This is a genomic window from Nitrospirota bacterium, from assembly GCA_040755395.1.
Classification (GTDB): domain Bacteria; phylum Nitrospirota; class Nitrospiria; order Nitrospirales; family Nitrospiraceae; genus DATLZU01.
Genome location: JBFMAX010000002.1, coordinates 30,532 through 51,677 on the forward strand (window position 1 = coordinate 30,532; position 21,146 = coordinate 51,677).

25 protein-coding genes are annotated in these 21,146 nt (G+C 60.8%); 14 read left to right on the forward strand and 11 right to left on the reverse strand.

The window, feature by feature from the left end:
• Entirely contained in the window at positions 1 to 783 is a 783-nt protein-coding gene (locus tag AB1555_04120; protein ID MEW6245878.1) for a hypothetical protein, read from the forward strand.
• Entirely contained in the window at positions 780 to 1,577 is a 798-nt protein-coding gene (locus AB1555_04125) for a TPM domain-containing protein (protein MEW6245879.1), read from the forward strand. Before AB1555_04120 ends, AB1555_04125 begins: the two co-directional genes overlap by 4 nt.
• 126 nt (positions 1,578 to 1,703) lie before the next feature.
• Here AB1555_04125 and AB1555_04130 read toward each other — a convergent pair whose 3' ends face one another.
• Entirely contained in the window at positions 1,704 to 2,150 is a 447-nt protein-coding gene (locus tag AB1555_04130; protein MEW6245880.1) for a DUF5069 domain-containing protein, read from the reverse strand.
• Between the two features lie 6 nt (positions 2,151 to 2,156).
• Positions 2,157 to 2,843 (reverse strand): DUF3386 family protein, encoded by a 687-nt coding sequence (locus AB1555_04135; protein MEW6245881.1) that lies wholly within the window; start codon positions 2,841 to 2,843, stop codon positions 2,157 to 2,159.
• Positions 2,844 to 3,165: 322 nt separating this feature from the next.
• Between AB1555_04135 and AB1555_04140 the strand changes: the two genes are divergently transcribed.
• Entirely contained in the window at positions 3,166 to 3,501 is a 336-nt protein-coding gene (locus AB1555_04140; GenBank protein MEW6245882.1) for a hypothetical protein, read from the forward strand.
• Between the two features lie 82 nt (positions 3,502 to 3,583).
• Here AB1555_04140 and AB1555_04145 read toward each other — a convergent pair whose 3' ends face one another.
• Together AB1555_04145 and AB1555_04150 are read right to left on the reverse strand one after the other, a co-directional pair.
• The gene (locus tag AB1555_04145; GenBank protein MEW6245883.1) at positions 3,584 to 3,880 is read right to left on the reverse strand and encodes an ATP-dependent Clp protease adaptor ClpS; all 297 of its coding nucleotides are present in this window, start codon (positions 3,878 to 3,880) and stop codon (positions 3,584 to 3,586) included.
• Positions 3,881 to 3,925: 45 nt separating this feature from the next.
• Positions 3,926 to 4,606, reverse strand: a complete 681-nt coding sequence (locus AB1555_04150; GenBank protein MEW6245884.1) for a hypothetical protein — start codon at positions 4,604 to 4,606, stop codon at positions 3,926 to 3,928.
• A gap of 35 nt (positions 4,607 to 4,641) precedes the next feature.
• On the opposite strand from AB1555_04150, the gene cax reads away from it, so the two are divergent.
• Positions 4,642 to 5,715: a calcium/proton exchanger gene (gene cax, locus AB1555_04155; protein MEW6245885.1), complete on the forward strand. Its 1,074-nt coding sequence runs from the start codon at positions 4,642 to 4,644 to the stop codon at positions 5,713 to 5,715.
• 101 nt (positions 5,716 to 5,816) lie between these two features.
• On the opposite strand, the gene AB1555_04160 is transcribed toward cax, so the two are convergent.
• Positions 5,817 to 6,017 (reverse strand): hypothetical protein, encoded by a 201-nt coding sequence (locus AB1555_04160; GenBank protein ID MEW6245886.1) that lies wholly within the window; start codon positions 6,015 to 6,017, stop codon positions 5,817 to 5,819.
• Positions 6,018 to 6,208: 191 nt separating this feature from the next.
• On the opposite strand from AB1555_04160, the gene AB1555_04165 reads away from it, so the two are divergent.
• Positions 6,209 to 6,568, forward strand: coding sequence for a hypothetical protein (locus AB1555_04165; GenBank protein MEW6245887.1), 360 nt, complete (start codon positions 6,209 to 6,211; stop codon positions 6,566 to 6,568).
• Positions 6,569 to 6,576: 8 nt separating this feature from the next.
• On the opposite strand, the gene hemW is transcribed toward AB1555_04165, so the two are convergent.
• Both hemW and AB1555_04175 read right to left on the reverse strand, forming a co-directional pair.
• Positions 6,577 to 7,710 (reverse strand): radical SAM family heme chaperone HemW, encoded by a 1,134-nt coding sequence (hemW, locus tag AB1555_04170; GenBank protein MEW6245888.1) that lies wholly within the window; start codon positions 7,708 to 7,710, stop codon positions 6,577 to 6,579.
• A 3-nt stretch (positions 7,711 to 7,713) separates the two neighbouring features.
• On the reverse strand, positions 7,714 to 7,974 hold the full coding sequence (locus tag AB1555_04175; GenBank protein ID MEW6245889.1) for a hypothetical protein: 261 nt from the start codon (positions 7,972 to 7,974) through the stop codon (positions 7,714 to 7,716).
• Positions 7,975 to 8,057: 83 nt separating this feature from the next.
• Here AB1555_04175 and AB1555_04180 point away from each other — a divergent pair, with 83 nt between their 5' ends.
• From AB1555_04180 to AB1555_04190, 3 genes are all read left to right on the forward strand, one after another.
• Positions 8,058 to 8,282, forward strand: a complete 225-nt coding sequence (locus AB1555_04180) for a zinc ribbon domain-containing protein (protein MEW6245890.1) — start codon at positions 8,058 to 8,060, stop codon at positions 8,280 to 8,282.
• 110 nt (positions 8,283 to 8,392) lie between these two features.
• Positions 8,393 to 8,704 (forward strand): hypothetical protein, encoded by a 312-nt coding sequence (locus AB1555_04185; protein MEW6245891.1) that lies wholly within the window; start codon positions 8,393 to 8,395, stop codon positions 8,702 to 8,704.
• An 11-nt stretch (positions 8,705 to 8,715) separates the two neighbouring features.
• The gene (locus AB1555_04190; GenBank protein MEW6245892.1) at positions 8,716 to 9,375 is read left to right on the forward strand and encodes a hypothetical protein; all 660 of its coding nucleotides are present in this window, start codon (positions 8,716 to 8,718) and stop codon (positions 9,373 to 9,375) included.
• Here AB1555_04190 and mtnC read toward each other — a convergent pair.
• From mtnC to mtnB, 3 genes are read right to left on the reverse strand one after another with little or no spacing between them, the layout of a single operon-like run.
• Positions 9,362 to 10,105, reverse strand: coding sequence for an acireductone synthase (mtnC, locus tag AB1555_04195; GenBank protein ID MEW6245893.1), 744 nt, complete (start codon positions 10,103 to 10,105; stop codon positions 9,362 to 9,364). The two genes, AB1555_04190 and mtnC, sit on opposite strands and share 14 nt — an antisense overlap.
• Positions 10,102 to 10,635, reverse strand: a complete 534-nt coding sequence (locus tag AB1555_04200) for a cupin (protein MEW6245894.1) — start codon at positions 10,633 to 10,635, stop codon at positions 10,102 to 10,104. Before AB1555_04200 ends, mtnC begins: the two co-directional genes overlap by 4 nt.
• Positions 10,613 to 11,263, reverse strand: coding sequence for a methylthioribulose 1-phosphate dehydratase (mtnB, locus tag AB1555_04205; GenBank protein ID MEW6245895.1), 651 nt, complete (start codon positions 11,261 to 11,263; stop codon positions 10,613 to 10,615). The genes AB1555_04200 and mtnB overlap by 23 nt, the downstream gene beginning before the upstream one ends.
• Before the next feature lie 678 nt (positions 11,264 to 11,941).
• Between mtnB and AB1555_04210 the strand changes: the two genes are divergently transcribed.
• The 5 genes from AB1555_04210 (at position 11,942) to AB1555_04230 (ending at position 19,448) form a co-directional block, all read left to right on the forward strand.
• Positions 11,942 to 12,220 carry a hypothetical protein gene (locus tag AB1555_04210; protein MEW6245896.1) on the forward strand — a complete coding sequence of 93 codons (279 nt, stop codon included), beginning with the start codon at positions 11,942 to 11,944 and terminating at the stop codon, positions 12,218 to 12,220.
• A gap of 633 nt (positions 12,221 to 12,853) precedes the next feature.
• Positions 12,854 to 14,218, forward strand: coding sequence for a glutamate-5-semialdehyde dehydrogenase (locus tag AB1555_04215; protein MEW6245897.1), 1,365 nt, complete (start codon positions 12,854 to 12,856; stop codon positions 14,216 to 14,218).
• 3 nt (positions 14,219 to 14,221) lie between these two features.
• A complete protein-coding gene (locus AB1555_04220) occupies positions 14,222 to 15,421 on the forward strand; it encodes a methyltransferase domain-containing protein (protein ID MEW6245898.1) in 1,200 nt (399 codons plus the stop codon).
• Between the two features lie 183 nt (positions 15,422 to 15,604).
• Complete coding sequence (locus AB1555_04225; protein ID MEW6245899.1) at positions 15,605 to 17,491, forward strand: radical SAM protein; 1,887 nt, start codon at positions 15,605 to 15,607, stop codon at positions 17,489 to 17,491.
• A gap of 4 nt (positions 17,492 to 17,495) precedes the next feature.
• Complete coding sequence (locus tag AB1555_04230) at positions 17,496 to 19,448, forward strand: radical SAM protein (GenBank protein ID MEW6245900.1); 1,953 nt, start codon at positions 17,496 to 17,498, stop codon at positions 19,446 to 19,448.
• Between the two features lie 99 nt (positions 19,449 to 19,547).
• Here the strand turns inward: AB1555_04230 and AB1555_04235 are convergent, their stop codons facing one another.
• Positions 19,548 to 19,811, reverse strand: a complete 264-nt coding sequence (locus AB1555_04235) for a hypothetical protein (GenBank protein ID MEW6245901.1) — start codon at positions 19,809 to 19,811, stop codon at positions 19,548 to 19,550.
• A 75-nt stretch (positions 19,812 to 19,886) separates the two neighbouring features.
• On the opposite strand from AB1555_04235, the gene AB1555_04240 reads away from it, so the two are divergent.
• On the forward strand, positions 19,887 to 21,131 hold the full coding sequence (locus AB1555_04240) for a hypothetical protein (GenBank protein MEW6245902.1): 1,245 nt from the start codon (positions 19,887 to 19,889) through the stop codon (positions 21,129 to 21,131).
• Positions 21,132 to 21,146: the final 15 nt, after the last annotated feature.

Genomic DNA, 21,146 nt, shown 5'->3' on the forward strand with positions numbered 1-21,146 from the left:
ATGCGACCACCCGATCGTCCGCTTGACGGTCTGCCCACCGAGGTGAAAGAGACGTTGCGGTCGTACATGCCGGAAGTGATCGAACTGTTCGGGTCAACGTTGGAAGGGATCGTGCTCTATGGCAGCGCGGCGCGCGATGAATATCTTCCGGGGCGATCCAACCTCAACCTGCTGTTCCTGCTGACGACCGGTGAAGCGGCGGCGCTGAAGCCATACGGCAAGGTCCACCGCCGCTGGAGCAAGGAGCAGATCGTCGTTCCGCTGTTCATGACCCAACCGGAGCTTGAAGCGTCGGCTGCGCTGTTTCCGCTGGAATATCTGGAAATGAAGGAGCACCACCGTCTGTTGGCCGGCCGGGACCCGTTTCCCGGCCTGTCCATCGACCTTCGCCAGTTGCCGTTCCAGGTTGAACAGGGCCTGAGGAGCAATCTGCTTCGTCTCCGCCAGCGGTTTGTGGAAGGATCAGGAACAGTGGAAGCCATCACGATCCTGCTCCCCCTCTCTCTGACGGCCCTCTTACCCTGTCTGCGCGGGTTGTTGCGCGTCATGGGATACCAGGCGCCGACCTCTTCGGAGGCCGCTCTAAGAGAGGTGCAGTCGAATTTGCAGTGTGACGTCACCGCCTTCGCCGAAGCCTTCAACCTCAAGCGCGGCCTTATTTCACCGGGTGGAGCGGAAGTGCCGCGGCTGTTCGGCCGCTATGTCGCCTGCTTGGAGGCGCTGGTTCGGCGGGTGGGCGAATGGAAAACCCAGGGAGTGTTTCCGAAGAGGAATGAGGAATGAGGAATGTGAAATTAGGAATGTGGGAGGCGGAGTGCGGGGCGCGGACTGCGGAGGTGGCGAAGGCACGAGTGAGAGGGAAAGCCGCCGCGGTGCTGTTGGGAATGGGCCTGTTGCTGGCTCCGCGGGGAGTCGATGCCGTTCCCGGCGGCAAGCCGCCGCTGCCCGAGCCGCTTGGATACGTCAGCGACCATGCCAGAGCGCTGGATGACGACTGGAAGGCGCGCATCCGCTCCGTGTGTCAGGACTTGGAGCGGAAGACCGGCGTCGAAATGGTGGTCGTCACCGTCAGCTCGCTGCATCCTTACGCCACGGCGAACGAATATGCGTCGACGTTGTACGACAAATGGGGGATCGGGACGGCGCAGCAGGAGCACGGCGTGCTGGTCTTGCTGGCAGTGCAGGAGCGGCAGGCGGCTCTCACGGTCGGCAAGCGGATGGTGCCGGTCGTCACGCCGGAGGTGGTGACAAGGGTTGGGCGCGACTATCTCGATCCGTCGTTGAAGACCGGTCGTTACGGGGAGGGACTCTATCGCACAGCGGTCGCGCTGGCGTCCGTGTCGCAGGACATCCGCGTTGGGACGCCCTCTCGCGCCCACGTCAAAGGGCTCGGGGTGTGGATTACGGTCCTCACCAGTATCGGTTCACTGATCTTTCTTTGGTGGATCAGCCGACCCGATCTGCGCCATCCGTACGGCCGCATCAGTCGCGGAGAATACTGGGGGACGGGCCAGGGCGGCTTCGGCGGCAACTTCGGCGGCTTCGGCGGAGCGACCAGCGGGGAGGGATGGCAATAAGCGTCATTGGTCATTCGTCAATGGTCAATCGGGAAGGACACTGAGCAACGCAACGATTTTCTCGATTGGCAAATGACGGATGACGGTTGACATGTCCTGGTTGACCGTTTGACGAGTGACGCGGTTTTATGACCGCCCGGCGGTATGGCGAACGGGAACCGGGCGTCCTTCTTCCAAGTCGAGTAAGTCGGCCCAACTGGTGATGTCGGTTCTTGTCGGGTCCACGGCGTCGCGGCACTTCTTGAAATATTCCCATTTCTCTTCCGTATCGGGCCCGCGCGTCAGCAGCATCTCGTTGCAGGCTTCGATCTCGGCCGGCGAATGCCGGGCTGCATGTTCGACGAACCACGCCACGACCGCTTGGTCGGATGCTCTGGCATGAACCGCCTCGGTAAACTGTTCCGCTGTCAGACCGGCAAAGTCCAGCAGCCGTTTGTCCATCGGGCAGGGATAGATGTAGTCGCCCTGGGTCCCGGCGAGGACGGCCCGGCATTTGTCGATCATCCGGGCGAGATGGGCGTACCCGGCCAGCTTCTCACGCGGGCTGCGCGGATGCACTGTCCGAAGGTCCATCCCGTTTCACAGCATCTTGTGATTCGAAAACGTCAGGCTGCGGACCACCACCGCGCCGTTTTCGAACGAAATGATGCGCCGTCCGGCCGGCAGGTCGGACGAGGCGACGCGGACGTGCGTGTCCGAGAAGCTTTCGACGTTCGACAGTTTTCCATCCTGCGGGGAGTAGTAATAGACGGTGTATCGCGTGGTGATGTACTTGTCGTCCTGCGTGAGCGCGCTGTCTTCGACGTTGATCGTAAAGGCGAAGGGCGGCATGCCGGGATGGGCCATCGTTCTGTTGATCTGGGTGATCCGGTCGTCTTTGATCCGGTAGAACGAATGCATGCCGTCTCCGTGGATCAGCAGCTTCGGGCCGAACGGATGGCCGTCTTGCTCAAGCGTCAACGTATATTTGCCGTCAGATTCTTCGAAGCTCCGGGGACCCCGGTGGACGGCGATCATCCCGATCTGGCCTTCGGCCCACTTCTGTACTTCAGCGTCCGGTATGCTGACGGTCACCTCGCGCGGTCCTTTGACCGTGACCGCGCCTTTCATTTCTTTCCCGTTGACATTAACGGTCAGGTCGGCCGTAAAGCCCTTGAAATCCGACTGCCATCGAGCCGTCTTGTCAAACGCTTTGCGCAGGAGTGCTCTCGCCTGGGGATCGTCGGCGACGGTGCTCTGTTCCGGTTCTCGCTTGCACGTTTCCATGGACTCGCTCCTTTCTGGTTCGCCCACCGGAAGGCTCCGGCAGCCGGAGTCCGATGGGTGATGGATTATAGTCGGCACACGATACGGCTACAACCCGATAAGCTATCCTCGCCCTCGACTCAGCCGATGGCTCGACCATGAAGAGAAATCGATATTTCAAACGCTTAGCTGTCACTTTGGCCGAGCCGTGCCGGCGAAACTTTCAAGATTTTGCATACTTCTGAAGAAGTTCGCATCTTTTGGGCTGGCAAAAGCCCTCGTTCCCCTATATAATGTGCGTTCTATCGTGCCGGTAAGAGCGCCATCTCTGAAAAAGCGGGAGATGGAGAAAGGGTTGCGCATGGAGCGACGGGCTGCCTCTCATACCGAAGAAGAAGAAATGAACCAACGGCGGCGCCTCCTCAACCTGGCGAGGAAAGGAGACGTCAAAGCCATCAATAAGCTCTTTGAGTTGTATCAGGTTCGGGTCTATAGCGGAGAGATGCTCAATAAAGTCGGCCGGTTGCCTTTTGGTCCCGTGATGCACGAAAAGTCGGCGCCTCGACGGGCTACCAAGGTCACCAAACGAACCGCCCGGAGAAAACAAGCCAGCCTCCGCCGGAAAATGACCAGGAAGATCTCCCGAAAGGCGGCTCGGCGGAAGGTCGGCAGTCGCTGAGACGGCCCTCGCTGGGTTGGAAACCGGAAAAAAGAAGCCTGCCTGACCCTCGATGCTTCTGCCCGGAGTCGGACAGGCTTCTTTATTGCACCACGACCTTGAGCCCTCCAGCAGAAAGCCGCTGCGCGATTCCTTCCGAAGTTTTCCACTCGCCGCTGTACACCACCGCCTGGCCCTGGGTATGGATTCGATAGGCGAGCTCGAACGCCCGGTCTGAATTCATCCCCGGAATGACCTCGCAAAACAGCTTGATGACCTGTTTGAAGGTATGACAGTCGCAATTATAGACAATCACCCGGGCTTCCAGGCCGTCGCCGGTGCCTGTGTCGACGTTTTCGATGGTTTCGGGCGTCGCGGCGGGAGTCGAAGCAGCAACCATGCTGGTTCATTCTAACAAAGTGATCGGACGAGAGTAAAACCTCCGCTAATAACCCCGGCGGGGGAGCCAGTCATTCCGCAGCGTCCATCCCTCTCGCTCGCAGGTTCTCGCCAGCAGCCGGTAATGGGGTTCGGAGTCCGTCACGGCAACGAGCCCATGTTGGCCCGCCAGCCGGACGGTATAGATCAGGGACGCCGAGGTCTTGAGCAGGGCGATCCCGTACTCATACCGGTATCCGTCGTCGAGCGAAAGCGGTCGCCCGCCGAGTGACCGCAGGTCGTCGACGGTGTAGCGTTCGCTCTTCCATGTCTCATCGACCAGACGCAGCAACGCAGCCGGACCGGGAACCGTCCTGTCGCCGATGCGCATTTCGTGCGAGAGATCGAAGAGGCCGGATTGAAACCGCCGGTCGGTTGCGAGAGCGACGTGAAAGAATGAACGCCAAATCGTATCGGCCAAGTCTCGATCCACCGCGTCGGCGGTTTCACGGTCCAGCGGACCGCTGACGGAATATCCCTGGACGATCCGTCCGCTTTCCACCAGCTCGGGGAACATCGCCCCCATCCGGTCGTTGTAGGCCGTCGTGCCGCTCAACGGCGTGAGTTGCAGCGCCATGTAGTCCCGGAAATGAACGGACCGATAGCGTTCGAGCAGCCGTTCCAACGTCCGCGCGTGGCACAGATGGAACGGATAATACAGCGCCTGCGTTTCATCCGCGGCGTTCATCGACAAATGAGAAGGGCCGTGCTAGGGTGGGCGCGATGCGTCTTCCGCTCGGCTCCTGGCTCGACCTGCTCCTGATCTTCGTGCCCCTCTCCATCGCGCTGGAAATGCTCCATGCCGATCCCGTCCTCGTCTTTGTGTCCTCCGCGCTCGCGATCGTGCCCCTCGCCGGCCTCATGGGCAAAGCCACCGAGCACCTGGCCGGCCACGTCGGTGCGGGAGTGGGCGGTCTGTTAAACGCGTCGTTGGGCAACGCGGCCGAGTTGATCATCGCCCTGGCTGCGCTGCGGGAGGGGCTGCACGACGTCGTCAAAGCCTCGCTCACCGGCTCGATCCTCGGCAACATCCTGCTGGTTCTGGGGCTGGCGATGGTTGCCGGCGGCATGCGCCATGAACGGCAGAAGTTCAACCGGACGGCCGCCGGGATGGGAGCCAGTCTCCTGTTGCTCGCCGCGGTCGGGCTGGTAGTGCCGGCCTTGTTCCATTTGACGGCCTCGGAACGAGGGCGGGCTGTCGAGCGGGAGCTCAGCCTTGACATCGCCGTCGTGCTGTTCGCCATCTACGTGTTGAGTCTGCTGTTCTCGCTCAAAACACATCGCCATTTGTTCGCCGGACAAGGCTCCGAGACCCATGATCCGGCCGAGCGACCCTGGAGCGTGCGCCGATCGGTCGGCGTGTTGACCGTCGTGACCGTCCTGATCGCCGTGCTGAGCGAATTGCTCGTCGGGTCCATCGATCCCGCCGCCGCGCGCCTGGGCATGACCCAGATTTTCGTGGGTGTGATCTTGGTCGCGTTGGTCGGCAACGCGGCGGAACACTCGACGGCGGTCCTGGTCGCCCTGAAGGACAAGATGGATCTGGCCTTGGGGATCGCGGTCGGCTCCAGTCTCCAAATCGCTTTACTGGTCGCACCCGTGCTGGTGTTTGCCAGTTACCTGTTCGGGGCGCCGCTCGATCTGATTTTCACGCCGTTCGAGGTGGCGGCGGTGACGATCTCGGTCCTGATCGTCGGCTTCGTGGCCATGGACGGAGAATCGCACTGGATGGAGGGCGTGATGCTGGTCGGAGTCTACCTGATCCTGGCGATCGCGTTCTATTTCCTGCCGGCGTAATAGGGAAATGAGGAATGAGGAATTAGAAATGTGAAATGTCAGTTCCGGAGAATGAGATCCCGCATTTCTCCTTCATCATTCCCCATTCCACATTGCCGAGGTCACCATTTGTCCATGTCGATGACTTCGGTCGCGTCCCAGAGATTTTTCCACTCCGCGTCGGCCAGGGCTTTCTGCCGATCTTCTTCGGTCTCCTCCCCGAACGCGTTCTTGTCGGTTTTCGCGGCGAGTGGAGCCGGCGCGGCAGCCTTGGGTTCCTCGGGTACAGGTTGGACCCTCGGCCGGCGATTTTTGGGGTCCATGTTAACCGGCATACTCCATCCCTCCCGTGAAACGTAGGCGTGTCAGCTCTGTTCCTACCTTCCGCCTTCGAGCTTTGTCAAGCAGGGCCGGCTCGTCGTGTCTTGCATTGACTGACCCCGGCCGGGTTGCTACAGTCGTGCCCGTTTGCGCAGAGGGGACACAGATGCAAATCGGTCGCTGAAGGAGACGTATGGAATTGAGCGCTAAAGTGCTGTGGCCGTTGTTCCCGCTCTTGCTCCTGATCGTCATCGTCTGTCTGACCTGGGCCTTAGTCGCCGCAGTACGGCGGTCAAGCGGGGCCGGAGCCGTCTGGCTGCAGGCGGGCGCGTTGACCTGCTATCTGCTGGCCGCCGTGTCCGCCATCGCCAGCGAACGCGGGGGCATGTCGGCCAATGTCCATCGACCGTTTTCCCTGCTCACGCAAATCCTCATTGCGGTGGCGCTCTATCATCTCTGGAAACGCGGCGATCGTTCTCTGCTGTGGCTCAACGGCGGGGCCTGGGCCGCGATCCTGGCCGATACCGCGCTTCACTATCTGCTGGCCAGATAGCGGCTTTGTTACAACAGCTCGACGGCGATCGAATCGGCCACCCGCCGCCCCCGCTCAGAGAGTCGGACCTTTCCCGCCCGCGATTCGAGCAAGGCCTCTCCGATCAGACGCTCGACCGCCCGGGCCAAGTGCTGTCGGTCCGCGTCCCGCTTCAGCAGGCCCTGATCGATCCCTTCGATCAGACGCAACCCGAATACGATCGCCTCCCGTACGCATTGGCGTGGGCTGAGACGCTCGACCGCCTCGACCGGCGCCCGTCCCGCCTCGATCAGGCGATGATAGGCGCCCAGATCCTCGACGTTGCCGAATCGGCACCCGTTCAGATACGACTGCGCGCTCGGGCCGAGGCCGAGGTACTCCCCGTCGGTCCAGTAAAGCAGATTATGGCGGCACGCGAAGCCCGGGCGCGCATAGTTGGAGAGCTCGTAGCGGACGTAGCCGGCGTCCTCTAAGACGACCTGTGCGGCATCTTCCATCCGGTTCTGCAACTCTTCATCCGGCTCGACCGCTTCGCCCCGGTGGCGATCCACGTTCAGTCTGGTGCCTTCTTCGATCGTCAGCGCATAACAGGAGACGTGAGTCGGCAGGAGCGACAGGGCATCGCGGAGCGTGGCGAGCCAAGTTTCCAGGGTCTGGCCCGGCAAACCATGGATAAGGTCAAGGTTAATATTGGCAAATCCCGCCTGGCGGGCGTCTGCCACCGCGCGCCTCGCCGTGCCGAGAGTCATCGGGCGGCCGACCCGAATCAGTTCATGTTCCTCCATGGACTCAATGCCGAAGCTGATCCGGTTGAAGCCTGCCCGGCGAAGCAGAGCAAGGGCGTCCCCGGTGACGGTCTCAGGGTGCGCTTCGAGAGTGATTTCCGCGTCGGGTCGCAGGGGAAAGGCGTCGCGGATGCGGGAGAGGATGTCGAGCAGTTGGGAGGAGCGCAGCGTCGTCGGCGTTCCGCCGCCGAAGTAGACGGAGATCAGTGGGCGGCCGCCGAACGGATTCTGCCCCGCATAGAGGCCGATCTCGCGCAGCAGCGAGGTGACGTACGCGGCCGCCCGATCCTCGCGATACATCTGCAGATAGAAGGCGCAAAAATGGCAACGGGACCGGCAAAACGGAACGTGGATGTAGAGGCCGACCTCTCGCGCCATGGGCTACCACGCGGGCGGCTTGCTGAAGTCCTTCACCATCGCCACCTCGATTTCGTCGCTGGGAGACTTTCCCCGGTTCCGGACGCGCACGGTCCAGGACGGATAACGCCGAAGCGATTCGAAAATCGTCTTCAGCAACTCGGGTTTGACCCGGACCTCCCAGTCCCGCAGCCACGCATAATCGTCTTCGTCGCCTTCATAATCTTCCGGGAACAGGGCCTCGAGGTTGAAACGGAACGTAAACGTCTTTTCTTCCTGAAACATAAGCGGTGTCCTTCTGTCGGCCGGCAATTGCGGATCGTCGAGCCGGTTCCTTATAATAGGCGGCATTCACAGGAGTGAAGACTATGCCCATCTTCGAATATGTGTGTCAGGAATGCAACCATCGATTTGAACTGTTGGTTCAGGGCTCGACCGTTCCCGCATGCCCGTCCTGCAAGGCCACGAAACTCCAAAAACAATTCTCGCCCTTCGGCGTCGGTGCGACGGCCGATTGGGCCGCGTCGAGCGGGCCGGCGCCTTGCGGGACCTGCGGCGACCCGCGAGGCCCCGGCGCCTGTTCGATGAACTAGGCAGGGACGTTCATCGTTAACCGTTAAACGGTAACCGTTGATCACAAGAGGAATGCCAAACACGCATTCTTCTCGGTTCACGGTTAACGAATCACGATGAACGAGGTTTCATGACCATCGAGCAGGCCATCGGCACTCTGTCGCAATCCGATCCCATCATCAAGCTCCTGCAACAGGTGAAGCTCGGACGGATGAAGCCGACCGATGCCGGACTGCGCGCCGTCACCGATGCGTGGCTCGGGACATACCGCAAGGTGCTTGAAACCGCTGAACTCGATCGAGGTTCGCTGTTGCGTATCGACCCTTCCCCTCGCCTGGCCGTCTTGATCGAAGCGGGGGTGTTGCCCGACGATCATCCGGCGGTGTGTGACCTTCGCGACCTCTTCAACAAGCGACTCGCTGAAGCCCGCCCTTCATCCTGACGATTTCTCCCATGCGGCTGCTCGCGCTCGCCGGAGGCCTGGGGCTGTTCGCCACATGCTCCGTGGCGCTGGCTGAAGAGCCGACCGGGGAGCGTCCTCTGCTGGTGCTGGAACGTGCCGGAATCGAGACCGCGCTTCCACGGGACACGCGGCCGCTGATCCGCGCCGACGCCATTGAGCGATTCCTGGACGAATTGGACAGGGCGCCGCCGGACTGGAAGGCCGTGTACGGGCTCGGCCACCATGACCCCGGGCACGACGAGCGGTTGTTCGAGTTGAATCGGGAACGCGATCGGCGGCGGGAGGGGAATCCGGCGCTTCGACAGCGGGTGACCTTCGTCTGGCCGGGCGAGCTGTCCGGCTATGAGCCCGAGAGCGGGGGCTTCCGGGTCGCGATCGGGCCGAAAGTGCATCCGACCCGATGGGGATGGGTCCGGTTCAAGGCCGACGGATTGCCGTCGAATCTGGTGGCGATTCCTCCAGCAAACCGGCGGGAACCGTTGCGGAGAAAGGTCGCGAACGGCGAGAAGGTCGAAATCGAGGTGGCGATGACCGGCCGCCTCATTCCCGAAGAGTCGATCATCTATGACTTCGCCCATGAAGAGGAAGGCCGAGGTCTTATCATGCCGGTGGTACGGATCGAGCAGGTTGAGTATCTCATGGCCGAGTGATCGGCGGGAGAGCTGACGGACAGGACGCCGGCTGAGAGAGTTCGCAGAAACTGAGGCCGCGGAAGTCGAGGCTGACAGGATGGCGGGCGCCTTGGCGGGCGCCCGGGCGAACGATTTGGGTCGTCTTCAAGCCGGCCGCCGCCGCAGCGTCCAGCTCCGGTTCGGCATCGGAGACAAAGAGAATGGCGTCGGGAAGCAGCGTGAGCCTGCCGGCAATCTGCTCGTAGGAGGCGGCGTCGGTTTTGGCGCCCACGCGGGTGTCAAAGAACTGGGAAAACAGGGGCGTGAGGTCGCCGTTGGTCGTATGCGCGAGGAGCAGGCGTTGGGCCTGTTCAGAGCCGGAAGAAAAGGTGGCCAGACGAATGCCGTTGTTCCGCCACCGAATGAACATCGGAGCGACATCCTTGTAGAGTTCGGGTGTGAACGCGCCGGTTTGATACCCCTCCTCCCAGATCATGCCCTGCAGGGCCTTCAGCCCCATGTGCTTGCGGTCTCCGTCGATCCAACGGGTGAGGAACTCGTGAAGATCCTCGTACGCCGGGCGCAATCCCACCTCCCGTTCCAGGGTGTCTTGGCACAGAGCGGCCCAGGTGAGGACCGTAGGGTCCTCGCGGTGCTCCCGTAAGAAGGCAGCCAGCCGCCGTCGCGAGTAAGGGAACAGCACCTCACGCACGAAGGCCACGGGGATGATGGTGCCTTCGATGTCCGTGAGGACGCAGCGAATGGTCATAGGGGCCACCGATAGCGTTGCTCGATTCCGGAATGTGTGTAGTGAGGCACCCAGCCGGCCTGGTCGGTGAACACTCGAATCGCGCGGACCATCGGCCGCGCGCCGAGGTCGAACCAGTGTTTGGTGTTGGCCGGCACGGAGAGCAGGTCCCCTTCCCGGCAGAGTACGGCGAACACGTCTTCCTCCGGTCGTTCCGCGTGAAACCAGAACAACCCGGACCCTTCCACGAAGAAGCGCACTTCGTCTTCGGAATGGGTGTGCTCGCGGAGGAATTTGTCGCGGATCGCGTCCAAATTCGGCGTAGCCGGCGTCACGCGCACGACATCGGCGGCGCGATATCCGCCTTTCTCCATGAACGGCTCGAGCCAGAGGTCATAGGCGGCCAGGACTTGATCGTCCGTGGCGTCGGCCGGCAAGCCGACGTCCGTCGACCAGCGTTCGTAAAAGATGCCGCGCTCGTCGAGGAAACGCCGGATCTCGTGCTCGTCCGTCAGGTACACGTTCCTGTCAGGAACTCGAAGCGTGGCCATGGCTTCTCACCTCCCGTTCGCATTGCAACAAAAATTCGAACACCTCCAAGTGGCGCTTGGCCTCCGCCACATTCCTGCCCCAGACATACAGGCCGTGCCCGGCCAGGAGAAACCCGTAGCACGAGTTTTCCCGTCTGAGATGCGGCTCGATATGAGCGACCAGCGCGTGCATGTCTTGTGAGTTCGGATAAACCGGCAGCGCGACTTCGCAGTCATGGGTCTCCACCCCGTCCAGGCCTTTCAACAGTTCCCAGCCTGACAGCCGCAGGCATTCCCCCGGACCGGCCAAGCGGGACAACAACGCGGCGGCGATCGAATGGGTATGGAACACGGCCCCGGCCCCGGCGATCCGGTACAGCATCAGATGCAGCAAGGTTTCCGCGGAAGGCATGAGGTTGAACCCGTTCACCGGCCGGCCGTGCTGATCCACGGCGAGGATCTGCTGGGGCTCGATCGTCTCCTTGTCCACGCCGGAGCTTGTAATGGCACAGAAGGCGGGCGCGGCGCGCTCGGGAAGCCGGACGCTATAGTTCGTGCTCGTCCCCGGCGCCCACCCGTTTCGATAGGCCCACCGAGCGATGCCGGCCAGTTGGTCGGCGTAGAGCTTAAAGTCTGAAAATGCGTCCATTTTGGAATGGCGCTTTCGGTGTACTAGCATCCTTCTAGCACCAGCTTGGATGGGATACACCTGGCGACTCCGCCAGGTGCGGGGAGGGCGTGAGCTAATGACAATCTGACGGCGCCGGATCCGAAAAGCTCATGATTTGATTTGGGAAGTCTTGCTAACAACTTGAAAAGCAAAGCCAGTTTGGCCATTCAAAACCCAGTGCACTCTCAGGCAGACAATCAGGGCGGGAAGATGTTCATCTTGCAGGACTAGACTGGCGGCAGGCGAATGAACCGACGGCTCGTGAAGACTGAATGGGCGCGAGGCTAGAGGCCCGGGGCTAGAGGTCGGAGACTGTTCCCCCCCCCTCGCCCCGAGCCTCTCGCCTCTCGTCCAGCCGCGATTTTCATCTTGCAGGGTGCTCCGAAGGGCCATGGGACTATCGAAAACGGGCTGGGTTGAACGCGTAGAGAAGCGGCGGGCTTTGTAATAAAGTTTCTCTTGGCGGAATAACGTCGCGACTCGGATCTGAGCTTGCGAGGGAGCTATCCTCCATAGCTTTCCAATAAGACTTCCCATCCGCTCGCACTCTTGAAAACGAGCCGGCGGATTTGGTTAATATTTTCGTCGTCACGCCAAAACTCGCCCGATTTTGTGAGACGGGCTCGGGCATGGAACGGTTAACAAGGAGGAGAACCGATGAAGCGTCTGGTCCTGTGTACGTTGCTGACGCTGACGCTGGCCGGCTGCTCGCAGTCATCGACCTCGGAGCCTCCCAAGGTGCAGGAGAAAGCGGCTGCCCCGCAGGCTGAGGCGCAGAAAGACGCGCAGAAGACTGAACCGGCTGCATCCACGACCGCAACAACTTCTGCGACGTCCGGAGACGCGGCTTCAGCGCCTGCCGCGCAGGGGCAGCAGCAACCCGCGGGCGCGTCCGGGACGACCGCGGCTTCGCCGGAATCGTCAACCGGCAAGTAAACAAGTCAAGAGAGGGGGCGCCCGGCGCGTTGCTGTCGCAACGTCCAGGCTCTTCTCTTTTCCAATCCTTAACCTGACAACATGTTGGTGGCGTCGACCAGGGCGCCTCTGACCCGTCGCAGCTAAAGAGCAACGGGTACCCTCACAGCGGGGTCCCTCGGGTCATCGCCTGGCGGGTGTGGGCGGGGCCTGTGGCAAGCTCAGCCGAGCGGTGCGAGTGCGAATTATAATCTCCTGCACGGGATAGTCGGCTCTGCATCGCGACTTGCGCGAAGGAGCGGGTTTGAGATGCGAAGATGCACCCTATTCGTGAACCCGTTGCAATGCGACTTCTTGCAATGGAAAGACAATGGGCACCCCGGCAACGGGTACTCGGACCCGCGCTTGCCGAGCAGATGAGAGGCCCAGCGCGGTCGTTTGACCCATTGCACGCAGCCAGCAATGGGGGTATTCCGGCACCTGAGCAGGGTAGAGCCGGCCATCCTGTCCCATCCCCTTTTTGACTCCCCGAAAAACCCCATGCTATAGTCCATCTCCCGACTGAGCGTGACGGGCGGCAAGTGGCGAGCGATCGGTTCCCAATCCGTTAAGTTAACGTGTCACGCATCACGCTTCACGCATCACGGTCTTACTATGGTTGAAGTTCCCGTTAAGATTTACATGACGAACGTGTTGAAGAAGGCCCGCGAGGCGCAGCGCCCATTGGCTGTGCTGCCGACCGCTGTGAAGAACCGGGCATTGTTGGGCATGGCGGATCGGCTGGCGGCGGACGAGGAGGCCATTCTCGAGGCGAACCTGCAGGATGTGGAGAACGTCGGCAAGACGCTGGAGGGAGAGACGAACCGGGAACGTGTGAAAGAAGCGGTCGAACGGGTCCGCCTCACACCTGACGCGGTCAAGGAAATGGCCGACCGTCTGCGACGAATCGCGGACCTAGCCGATCCGATCGGCGAAGTGACGAAACGCTGGGAGCAGCCGAACGGGATGCAGGTGAGTCGGGTGCGGGTCCCGATCGGCGTGATCGGCGTGATTTCCGAATTTGGACCGGCCGTGACGACCGAGACGATGGCGCTGTGTCTCAAGTCCGGCAACGTCTGCGTGTTTCGCGCGGCGCCGGAATGGTGGCGGACGCACCAGGTGATCGTGTCCGCTCTGCGCGAAGCGGCGGAGGAAGCCGGGGTGCCGGCCGGCGCGCTGTCCTTTGTCGAGCGACCGGAAAAAGAGGCGGCGCTCGAACTGATGAAGGCGACGAAGATGCTGGACGCGATCATCCCGCGCGGCGGCGCCGGCTTGCGGAAGGCGGTCACGGAACAATCCCGTCTCCCGATTCTTTGCCATGACGGCGGGGTCTGCCACATCTACATCGACGAAGACGTGGACCTGCCGATGGCGCAGAACATCGTCATCAATTCGAAGCTCCAGCAGCCCTCCGCGTCCAACTCGGTCGATACCTTACTGGTCCACCAGATCACGGGACGGTCCCTGCTGCCCGCGCTGATTCGCCGCCTGCTCGATGAATTCAAAATAGACGTCTTGGGCTGCCCCAAGACCTACTCATTGATGGGTACCATGGATATCAGCGGGCACAAATCGGTCAAGCCCGCGGCGGACGACGACTGGGGGAAGCAGTTCCTCTCCAAAACCATCGCGGTGAAGATGGTCAAGGACATGGACGAGGCGCTGGAGCACATTGCGCGCTACGGTCCGGGGCATACGGATACGATCGTCACCAAGAACTACGACAACGCCATGCGCTTCGTGCGGGAAGTCGATTCGAGCGCCGTGCTCGTCAACGCGTCCACGCGGCTGCACGCAGGCGATCACTTCAGTTTGGGCGGCGAAGTCGGAACCAGCACCTCACGCCTGCACGCGCGCGGCCCTATCGGCTTGAATGAGTTGACCTGCCAGAAATATGTCGTCTTCGGGGGCGGACAACTCCGCCACCCTCATCCGGTGCCCGTCACCTACGAAGACGCGATCATGCTCAAACGTTTCTGAGCGTTGCTTACCCAACTCCACGACGCGCTCCTCGTTCATCTTGCCTGGTGGGGACTTCGACGCTTCGATTCCGACGCGACCTATTTTCAATGGCAACGCGAGCGCCTGAGCCCGGCCGATCTGGCCCTTTTCAACGAGCGCGTTGAGCGGAAACGGGCACCCGGCGCCGGCGCCGAGGAGGAAAAAGCGTTCTATGACCTTTCGGCTCGCCCGCACGTTGTCCCTGTGCTCTACAGTCAGCGGTACGACTACTATGTCGAGGTCGGACCGCGGGTCGCTTCGCGGATCGGCGACGCTCGGTCCGTGCTGGATTTCGGATGCGGGATCGGCATCCTGACCACGTTTTATGCACGGCAGTTCCCCGACCGTGCTTTTCTGGGGATCGATCGGTCACCGGCCTCCATCGAGCTTGCGCGCCGACAGGCCGCCGCGCTCAGCCTGGACAATGTCCGGTTCGAATGCGCGGACGTGGAGCAGAGCCCACCGGCTGGTACGTTCGATTTGATTATCGCGACCCATGCGTTGGTGCAGGCGGAGCAGGACCCCGGCCTTCCCAGTCAAAGCTGGCGCACGTTCGAGCGCCCGCGCGATCCTCGGCTCCAGTCCGAATTCGAGCAGCGGACCGGTGTGGGAAGGAGGCTGGACCGGCTCACCGCCGCATTGGTTCCGAATGGGCGCATGATCGTGTTCGAGAAGACGAGGACGCTGGCGCGGCGGATTCCGTTCCAGCGCGCGCTGGCGGCGCGCGGTCTTGGCCTGATCGAGCCACCGGAGTTGATCCGCTACTTTCTCGTCGAAGAGATCGCCGACGACGGACCGTTCTATGTCTTGGGGAAGGGGATGCCGCGCGGCCTTGACTGGGATGAATCGCCGGAGCCCGACGAGGGCCTTCCGTTCGATCGAACCAAGCGGAAACCCGGGTCAGCCGATCCGCATGCGCCGCTCTATGAAAACCATTGGCCTTCCGCGCAATTGGTCTGGGAACAGCTTCAACACAAGCATCTCTTCAAGGAGGTCACGCGCCAAGAACCGGATGGCCGTCAACTCCACGTCGAATTAGGCACCGCCGAGAGCTATTCCTATCTCTACTGCGCCAACACCTTCGACCAGCGGCAGATCGTGATCGTCGAATCTCAACGCCCCGAATTGGTCGAAACGTATTATCGGGAAATCGTGAGCGGGATGGAAACTGGGCAGGTCTGATGGGTGGGGCGGACCTGCCTCCTCTTATCCCTCTGTACCCCTCTGCCCACTTATCCCTTTTACCCTTGTTACACCTTGACCCGGCAGATCGTCGGCGCATAGAATTGCCTTGTTTTCTGTAAATCCTGGAACTCCTGATGAATTTCGATTTCTTCGCCGTGCGCTGAGGAGGACGGGCCGGTTATGAGAATCGAATATTCCAAAGGCCAACGGGCGAGCGCGGAGCTGATTCTGCTCCATCGCCAGAGGTCCGAAGCCACCAGCGGGCGGAAGATGAAGGTCCTGCTGATCTTTCCCCCCGACTGGTACCCTTCCGAGCCGTATTTAAGCCTACCCACCCTGACCGCCGTCCTTCGCGCCGCCGGGCACACCGTGATCCAAAAAGACGTGAACCTCGAGATGTACGACTGGTACTTCAGCGAGGATTTCCTCAAACGCGTCCTGCGAAAGGTGCCGCAACAGCTCGATCGGCTGAGGAAGCTGGCGAAGAAACGTGAGTTGGAAGCGTGGGAAATGGACCTCCAGCTCGCGTTGTGCGATCTGACCCGCCAGCGAATCACCGAGCTGATCGAAAAGGCGGAACGGGCGAAGCGGATCGTGCGCAGCCAGGAGTTTTATGACATCGAGAAACTGGAGTGGGCCATCAACGCGTTCCAAGAAGTCACCGCGGCGATCTCCCTGGTCTATGCCCCGGCGCGGATCTGCATGCCGCCGATGGAGACCGATCTCTCCTATAAAGTCTTCATGTCGTCCGAGGTGATGGATGCGGTGCAGGACACGCAGGTTAATGTGTACCGGGATGTGTTCGAGCACCTCGTCAAGCCGGTCATCGAAGCCGAACGTCCGGATGTCGTCGGCATTTCCATCGTCCTGCAGCAGCAGCTCTTCTCCTCCATGACCTTCTGCGCGCTCATCAAGCAGCACTTTCCCCAGATTCACGTCACGATCGGCGGCAATACGGTGACACGGCTGCGCGATGTCCTGCCCGCCTCGCCGCTGTTCTCCTACTTCGACAGTGCGGTGGTGTATGAAGGAGAGACGGCTTTTCTCCAACTGGTGGAAGCCGTGGGAGCCAAGCGCGATCTCGCCGGCATCCCGAACCTCATCTATCGCGATGCCGCCGGCGTGCATACCTCGGAACTCAGCTATGCGGAAGACATGGGCTCGCTGCCCCCTCCCGATTTCGACGGTCTCCCGTTGGAAAAGTATTTCGTGCCGGACCGCATCCTGCCATACCTCGCGACGCGCGGCTGCTACTGGGGTCGCTGCGAGTTCTGCGATCACGGCGAAGGGTACACCGCCGGCTACCGGACGAAGAAGATCGAACAGATCATCGAGGACATCCGGTTCATCAAGACCAAGTACAACACCCGGCATTTCCACTTCACCGACGAATCTTATCCTCCGGCGTTGTTCCGAAAGCTGGCCCGCCGACTGGTCGAAACCAAGATGGACATCATCTGGACCACGCACATGCGGTTCGAAAAAAGCCTGCTTGATGAGGCGGTGTGGCAGGACGCGCGGGATTCCGGGTGCCGGTATCTCCATTTCGGCTATGAGTCGGGAAGCGAGCGGGTGCTCAAGCTGATGGACAAGGCCACGACGACGGAGGTGATCAAGCGGCATCTCGAACTCTCCGCCGGGGTGGGGATCTGGAACCATGTGATGGGGTTCTTCGGATTTCCCGGGGAGACGCGGGAGGAGGCCTGGGAGTCCGTTCGGTTCCTCGAGGACAATAAGGAGCATGTCCATTCACTCGGCTTCGGAACCTTCGACCTGAGCAAACACACCCCTGTCGCGAAGCATCCGGAGAAATGGGGCGTCATTCCCTACAAGAATCCCGACTGGGACCTGGCCCTGGACTATTACTACACCGTGCGCGAAGGGCTCAGCGTCGAGGAGGCGGAACGGGTGTTCGAAGAGTTCGAGCGCAGCCATTATCCGGGGTGGGACCTGCGCATCTTCATCCGGGAATACATCTTCCTCTATATCGCTCGGTTCGGGCTGAGCAAACTTCAAGACCTCCAGTTCAATCGGGATCGAATTCCCGCCGGGACGGCGTCGTCTTAGAGCGATGAGCCACCTGATCCACATCGAGGGAGCGAGTTCCAAGCGAGGGAACGGGCGCAAGCTCAAGGCCATGCTCCTGTTCCCGCCGGAGTGGGTGCCGACCGCCCCGTACCTGGCCTTGCCCTGCCTCGCCGCCGTCCTTCGGGAACACGGACACGACGTGATCCAAAAAGACGTGAACATCGAGATGTACAACCACTTTTTCAGCGACATGTTCCTCATCTGGGTCAAAGCCCGGATGGGCATGCAGTTGAAGGAGTTGGAAGACAAGGAACAGGCGGGATGGCTGACCGAACAGGAGGCGGATCAGAAGGCCTGCCTGGAGGCCAAAGCCTCGATAGATGTGTTCGAGCTGGCGGAACGGGCCGAGCGGGCGAAGCGCATCGTCCACGGAGAGGAATTTTACGACGCCGACAAGCTGGAGTGGGCGCTGAACACGTTCCGCGAGGTGATGCAGTACATTTCCGCCGCCTACTATCCGGCGTCGCTGGTGTTCTACCCGATGGAGAGCAATTTAGGGTACCGGCCCGGCGTGTCCAAAGAGGTCTTCGCCTGCTTGGACGACGACCAGGTGAATGTCTATCGGGATGTTTGCCGGCAACTGGTACTGCCCGTCGTCGGCAGGGAGTCGCCCGACGTGGTCGGGGTCTCGATCGGGACGCAGATGCAACTGCTGGCCGGCCTGACCTTCTGCAAAATGATCAAGGAAGCGTTCCCGCAGGCTCACATAGTAGTCGGCGGCAACGTCATCACGAGATTGCAGGAAGAGTTGCCGAAGCACGAGCGGTTTTTCACCGAGGTGTTCGATTCGGCCATTCTCTACGAGGGCGAACATGCCTTGTTGTGGCTGCTCGAAGCGCTGAGCGGGGAACGGGACCTGGCCTCGGTGCCGAACCTCATGTATCGCGACGCGCAAGGGATTCATACGAGCAACGAGATCTATACGGAGAAGACGACGGCGCTGCCGCTGCCGGACTTCGACGGCTTGCCGCTTGACAGCTATTTTGTTCCGGCCCGCATCCTGCCCTATCTCGCGACCAGAGGATGCTATTGGGGGCGGTGCACGTTCTGCGACCACGGGCAGGGCTATTTCGACCAGTATCGGGGGATGCCGGCGCACCTGGTTGTGGAGCAGGTCAAAGCATTGAAAGACAAGTATCGCTGCGAGCATTTCCTGTTCTCCGACGAATCCTATCCGCCGGCGCTCTTCAAGAAGGTCACGCAACTGCTCGTCGAGCAGAACGTCGGCATCAAGTGGACGACGCTGATCCGCTTCGAGGAAACGCTCCAGGATCCGGAGATCTGGAAGTTGGCCGCGCGGTCCGGATGCTGCACCCTTTACTACGGAATGGAATCGGCCAACGAGCGGGTGCTGAATCTGATGGACAAACACGTCAAAAAGAGCGTCATCGAACACAACCTGAAAGAGGCGGCCAAGGCCGGCATCTGGAACCACGTGATGGCCTTCTATGGGTTTCCGGGCGAGACTCGCGAGGAGGCGCTGGAGACCAGGCAGTTCATTCTCGACAATCAGCCGTACATTCACTCGGTCGAACTCTTCTATTTTGTCGCCTATCGCCATACGCCGATGGTCCGGAATCCCGAGAAGTTCGGGATCACTATTCACAAGCAGGAGGAATACGACCTGCCGCTGGATTACTACTACACCTTGAACGAGCCAGGCGGCATCTCCTGCCTCGATGCGATGCAGCTTTGCGAGGAGTTCTATCAGAACGATTTCCAGCCCTGGGCCGTGCGGGTAAACGCCCGTGAGCACGTCTTTCTCTACATTTCCAAGTACGGCACCAACCGGCTGCCGCAGATCTACGCGCAGCGGAAGGAAGGCGTTGCGGACGGCGTTTCCGGGCTGGTGACGTGGCCGGTCGCGTTGGGCGAGGGCGAGGGGAAGGACGGCGAGCCGTCGATGACCCGGGTGGTCAGCCATGCGATCTCCTAACTGCGCTGAAGCGGGGACCCGTTGCATTCCTTGAGCAACGGGTCTCCGGTGAAGCGTATTTCGTTCGCGAGATACGAGACACATGACATGGAGAATGCTTCACGAGGGATGCGGTTGGTCCGGCGGTTCTTGTCCAACCAGCCATGCCGAAAGGAGCGTGTAGGCGGCCTCGACCTCTTTCGTCATCGCTTCAGCTTTCTTGTACATCTGCATGTACTTGCGGGGGTTGTTGGTCAGGTTGGCATACCGGTGGGGATGCCACGTATGCAGCAGTTCCCGGCGTTTCCGATCAAGCAGTTCACGTGTGATGGGTAACGAGAGGCCGAATAGTTTCAGCGCGTGATCGAGGTCTGATTGCTCCATAGTGTGAAGGCTTAGATCAACCGCCGGTCCACATCTCTCAGCGAGTCTGGCAAAGAGTCGAAGAGCCTGTCAATCATGCCCCTCAGCGCTCCGCTTCCTATCTTGCAAGCAACACCGGTCCTCAAAGGCAAAGACTACCGGGAGGTTCTCAGGCGTGAAATGGACGGGGGCAAAATCCCTCTGAGCCTGGGCAAGAGTTGTCCCGTCAAGTGCGAATTCTGCTATGAGATCGACCACACGTATCGGGAAACCGCCGACCCGCCGAAGACGACCCAGGAAGACTGGGAGTACATTCTCGATTACATCAACAAGAAGCCGACCGATCCCCAGCAGTTCTGGTGCCTGGGGGGAAATGAATACATGGAATGGACCGATTTGTTTCTGCATCCCAAGGCGATGGAATGGCTGGAAGACTTTCTGAAGTACACCGACAAGAATGTCACCTTCTTCACTGTCGGGTTCGTGCATGTGCCTAAGATCCACCAACTGGCCGAGCAGTACCCGGGACGCATCAATTTTGAGTTGTCGGTGATCACGCTCAGCGATTATCGGGAACGGCTCATGCCCCACGCTCCGGCGGTGAAGCACCTGATGAAGGTCTTGGACGGTCCGGCCGTCTCCTCGGCCAATTTCTACGCCTTCGACGACTACACGATGTCCAAGGATGCGGTCGCGATTTCCGCCGTCAACCGGAAGTGCGTGCTCTGGATGGGCTGCCTGACCCCGGTGCGGGGGCTCAAGGAAGAGACGGCCGCGCTTATGCGGCAGGGGAGGAAATATCTTCCGCGCGAGGCCGAGCGCGTCTATGACGCGGGATTGCCGAATATGCAGACCATCCATACGGAAGCCTCGATCACGGCGTTTTTGAACCGACGGCGGATCGTCAGCCTGTTTGATTCGCTGGAATTGGAAAGGAACGACACGGTGGTGATGGCGAAGAGCGTCCACAAGATCCTCACCATGTACCGGAAAAATCGGGCGCGGTTCCTCATGGTGCCCAACGCGACCTTGGGCGGAGACTCGGACTGCACAGTCCTCTTGACCTTCGACGACATCGCCCGGCGTCTGAAGGGGCAAAAGATGATCCATATCCCCAAGTGTATGATGCAGTCGGGGCGCGGGCCGTACACGGACATTGCCGGGGTCTCGCTGGATCAGTTCATCAAGAAGACCGGTGTGAAGGTCAGGGTGCTGCACCGGATCGATACGAAGTTCGCCAACAAACGGCTCTACCGCAACGGCCACCTGCGCAACTACATCGAGGACTACGTCCGCAACCCCCTCACGCAGTCCTACGAAGCCCTGCCCATCTCCGCTTAACAGACATATGCCGCA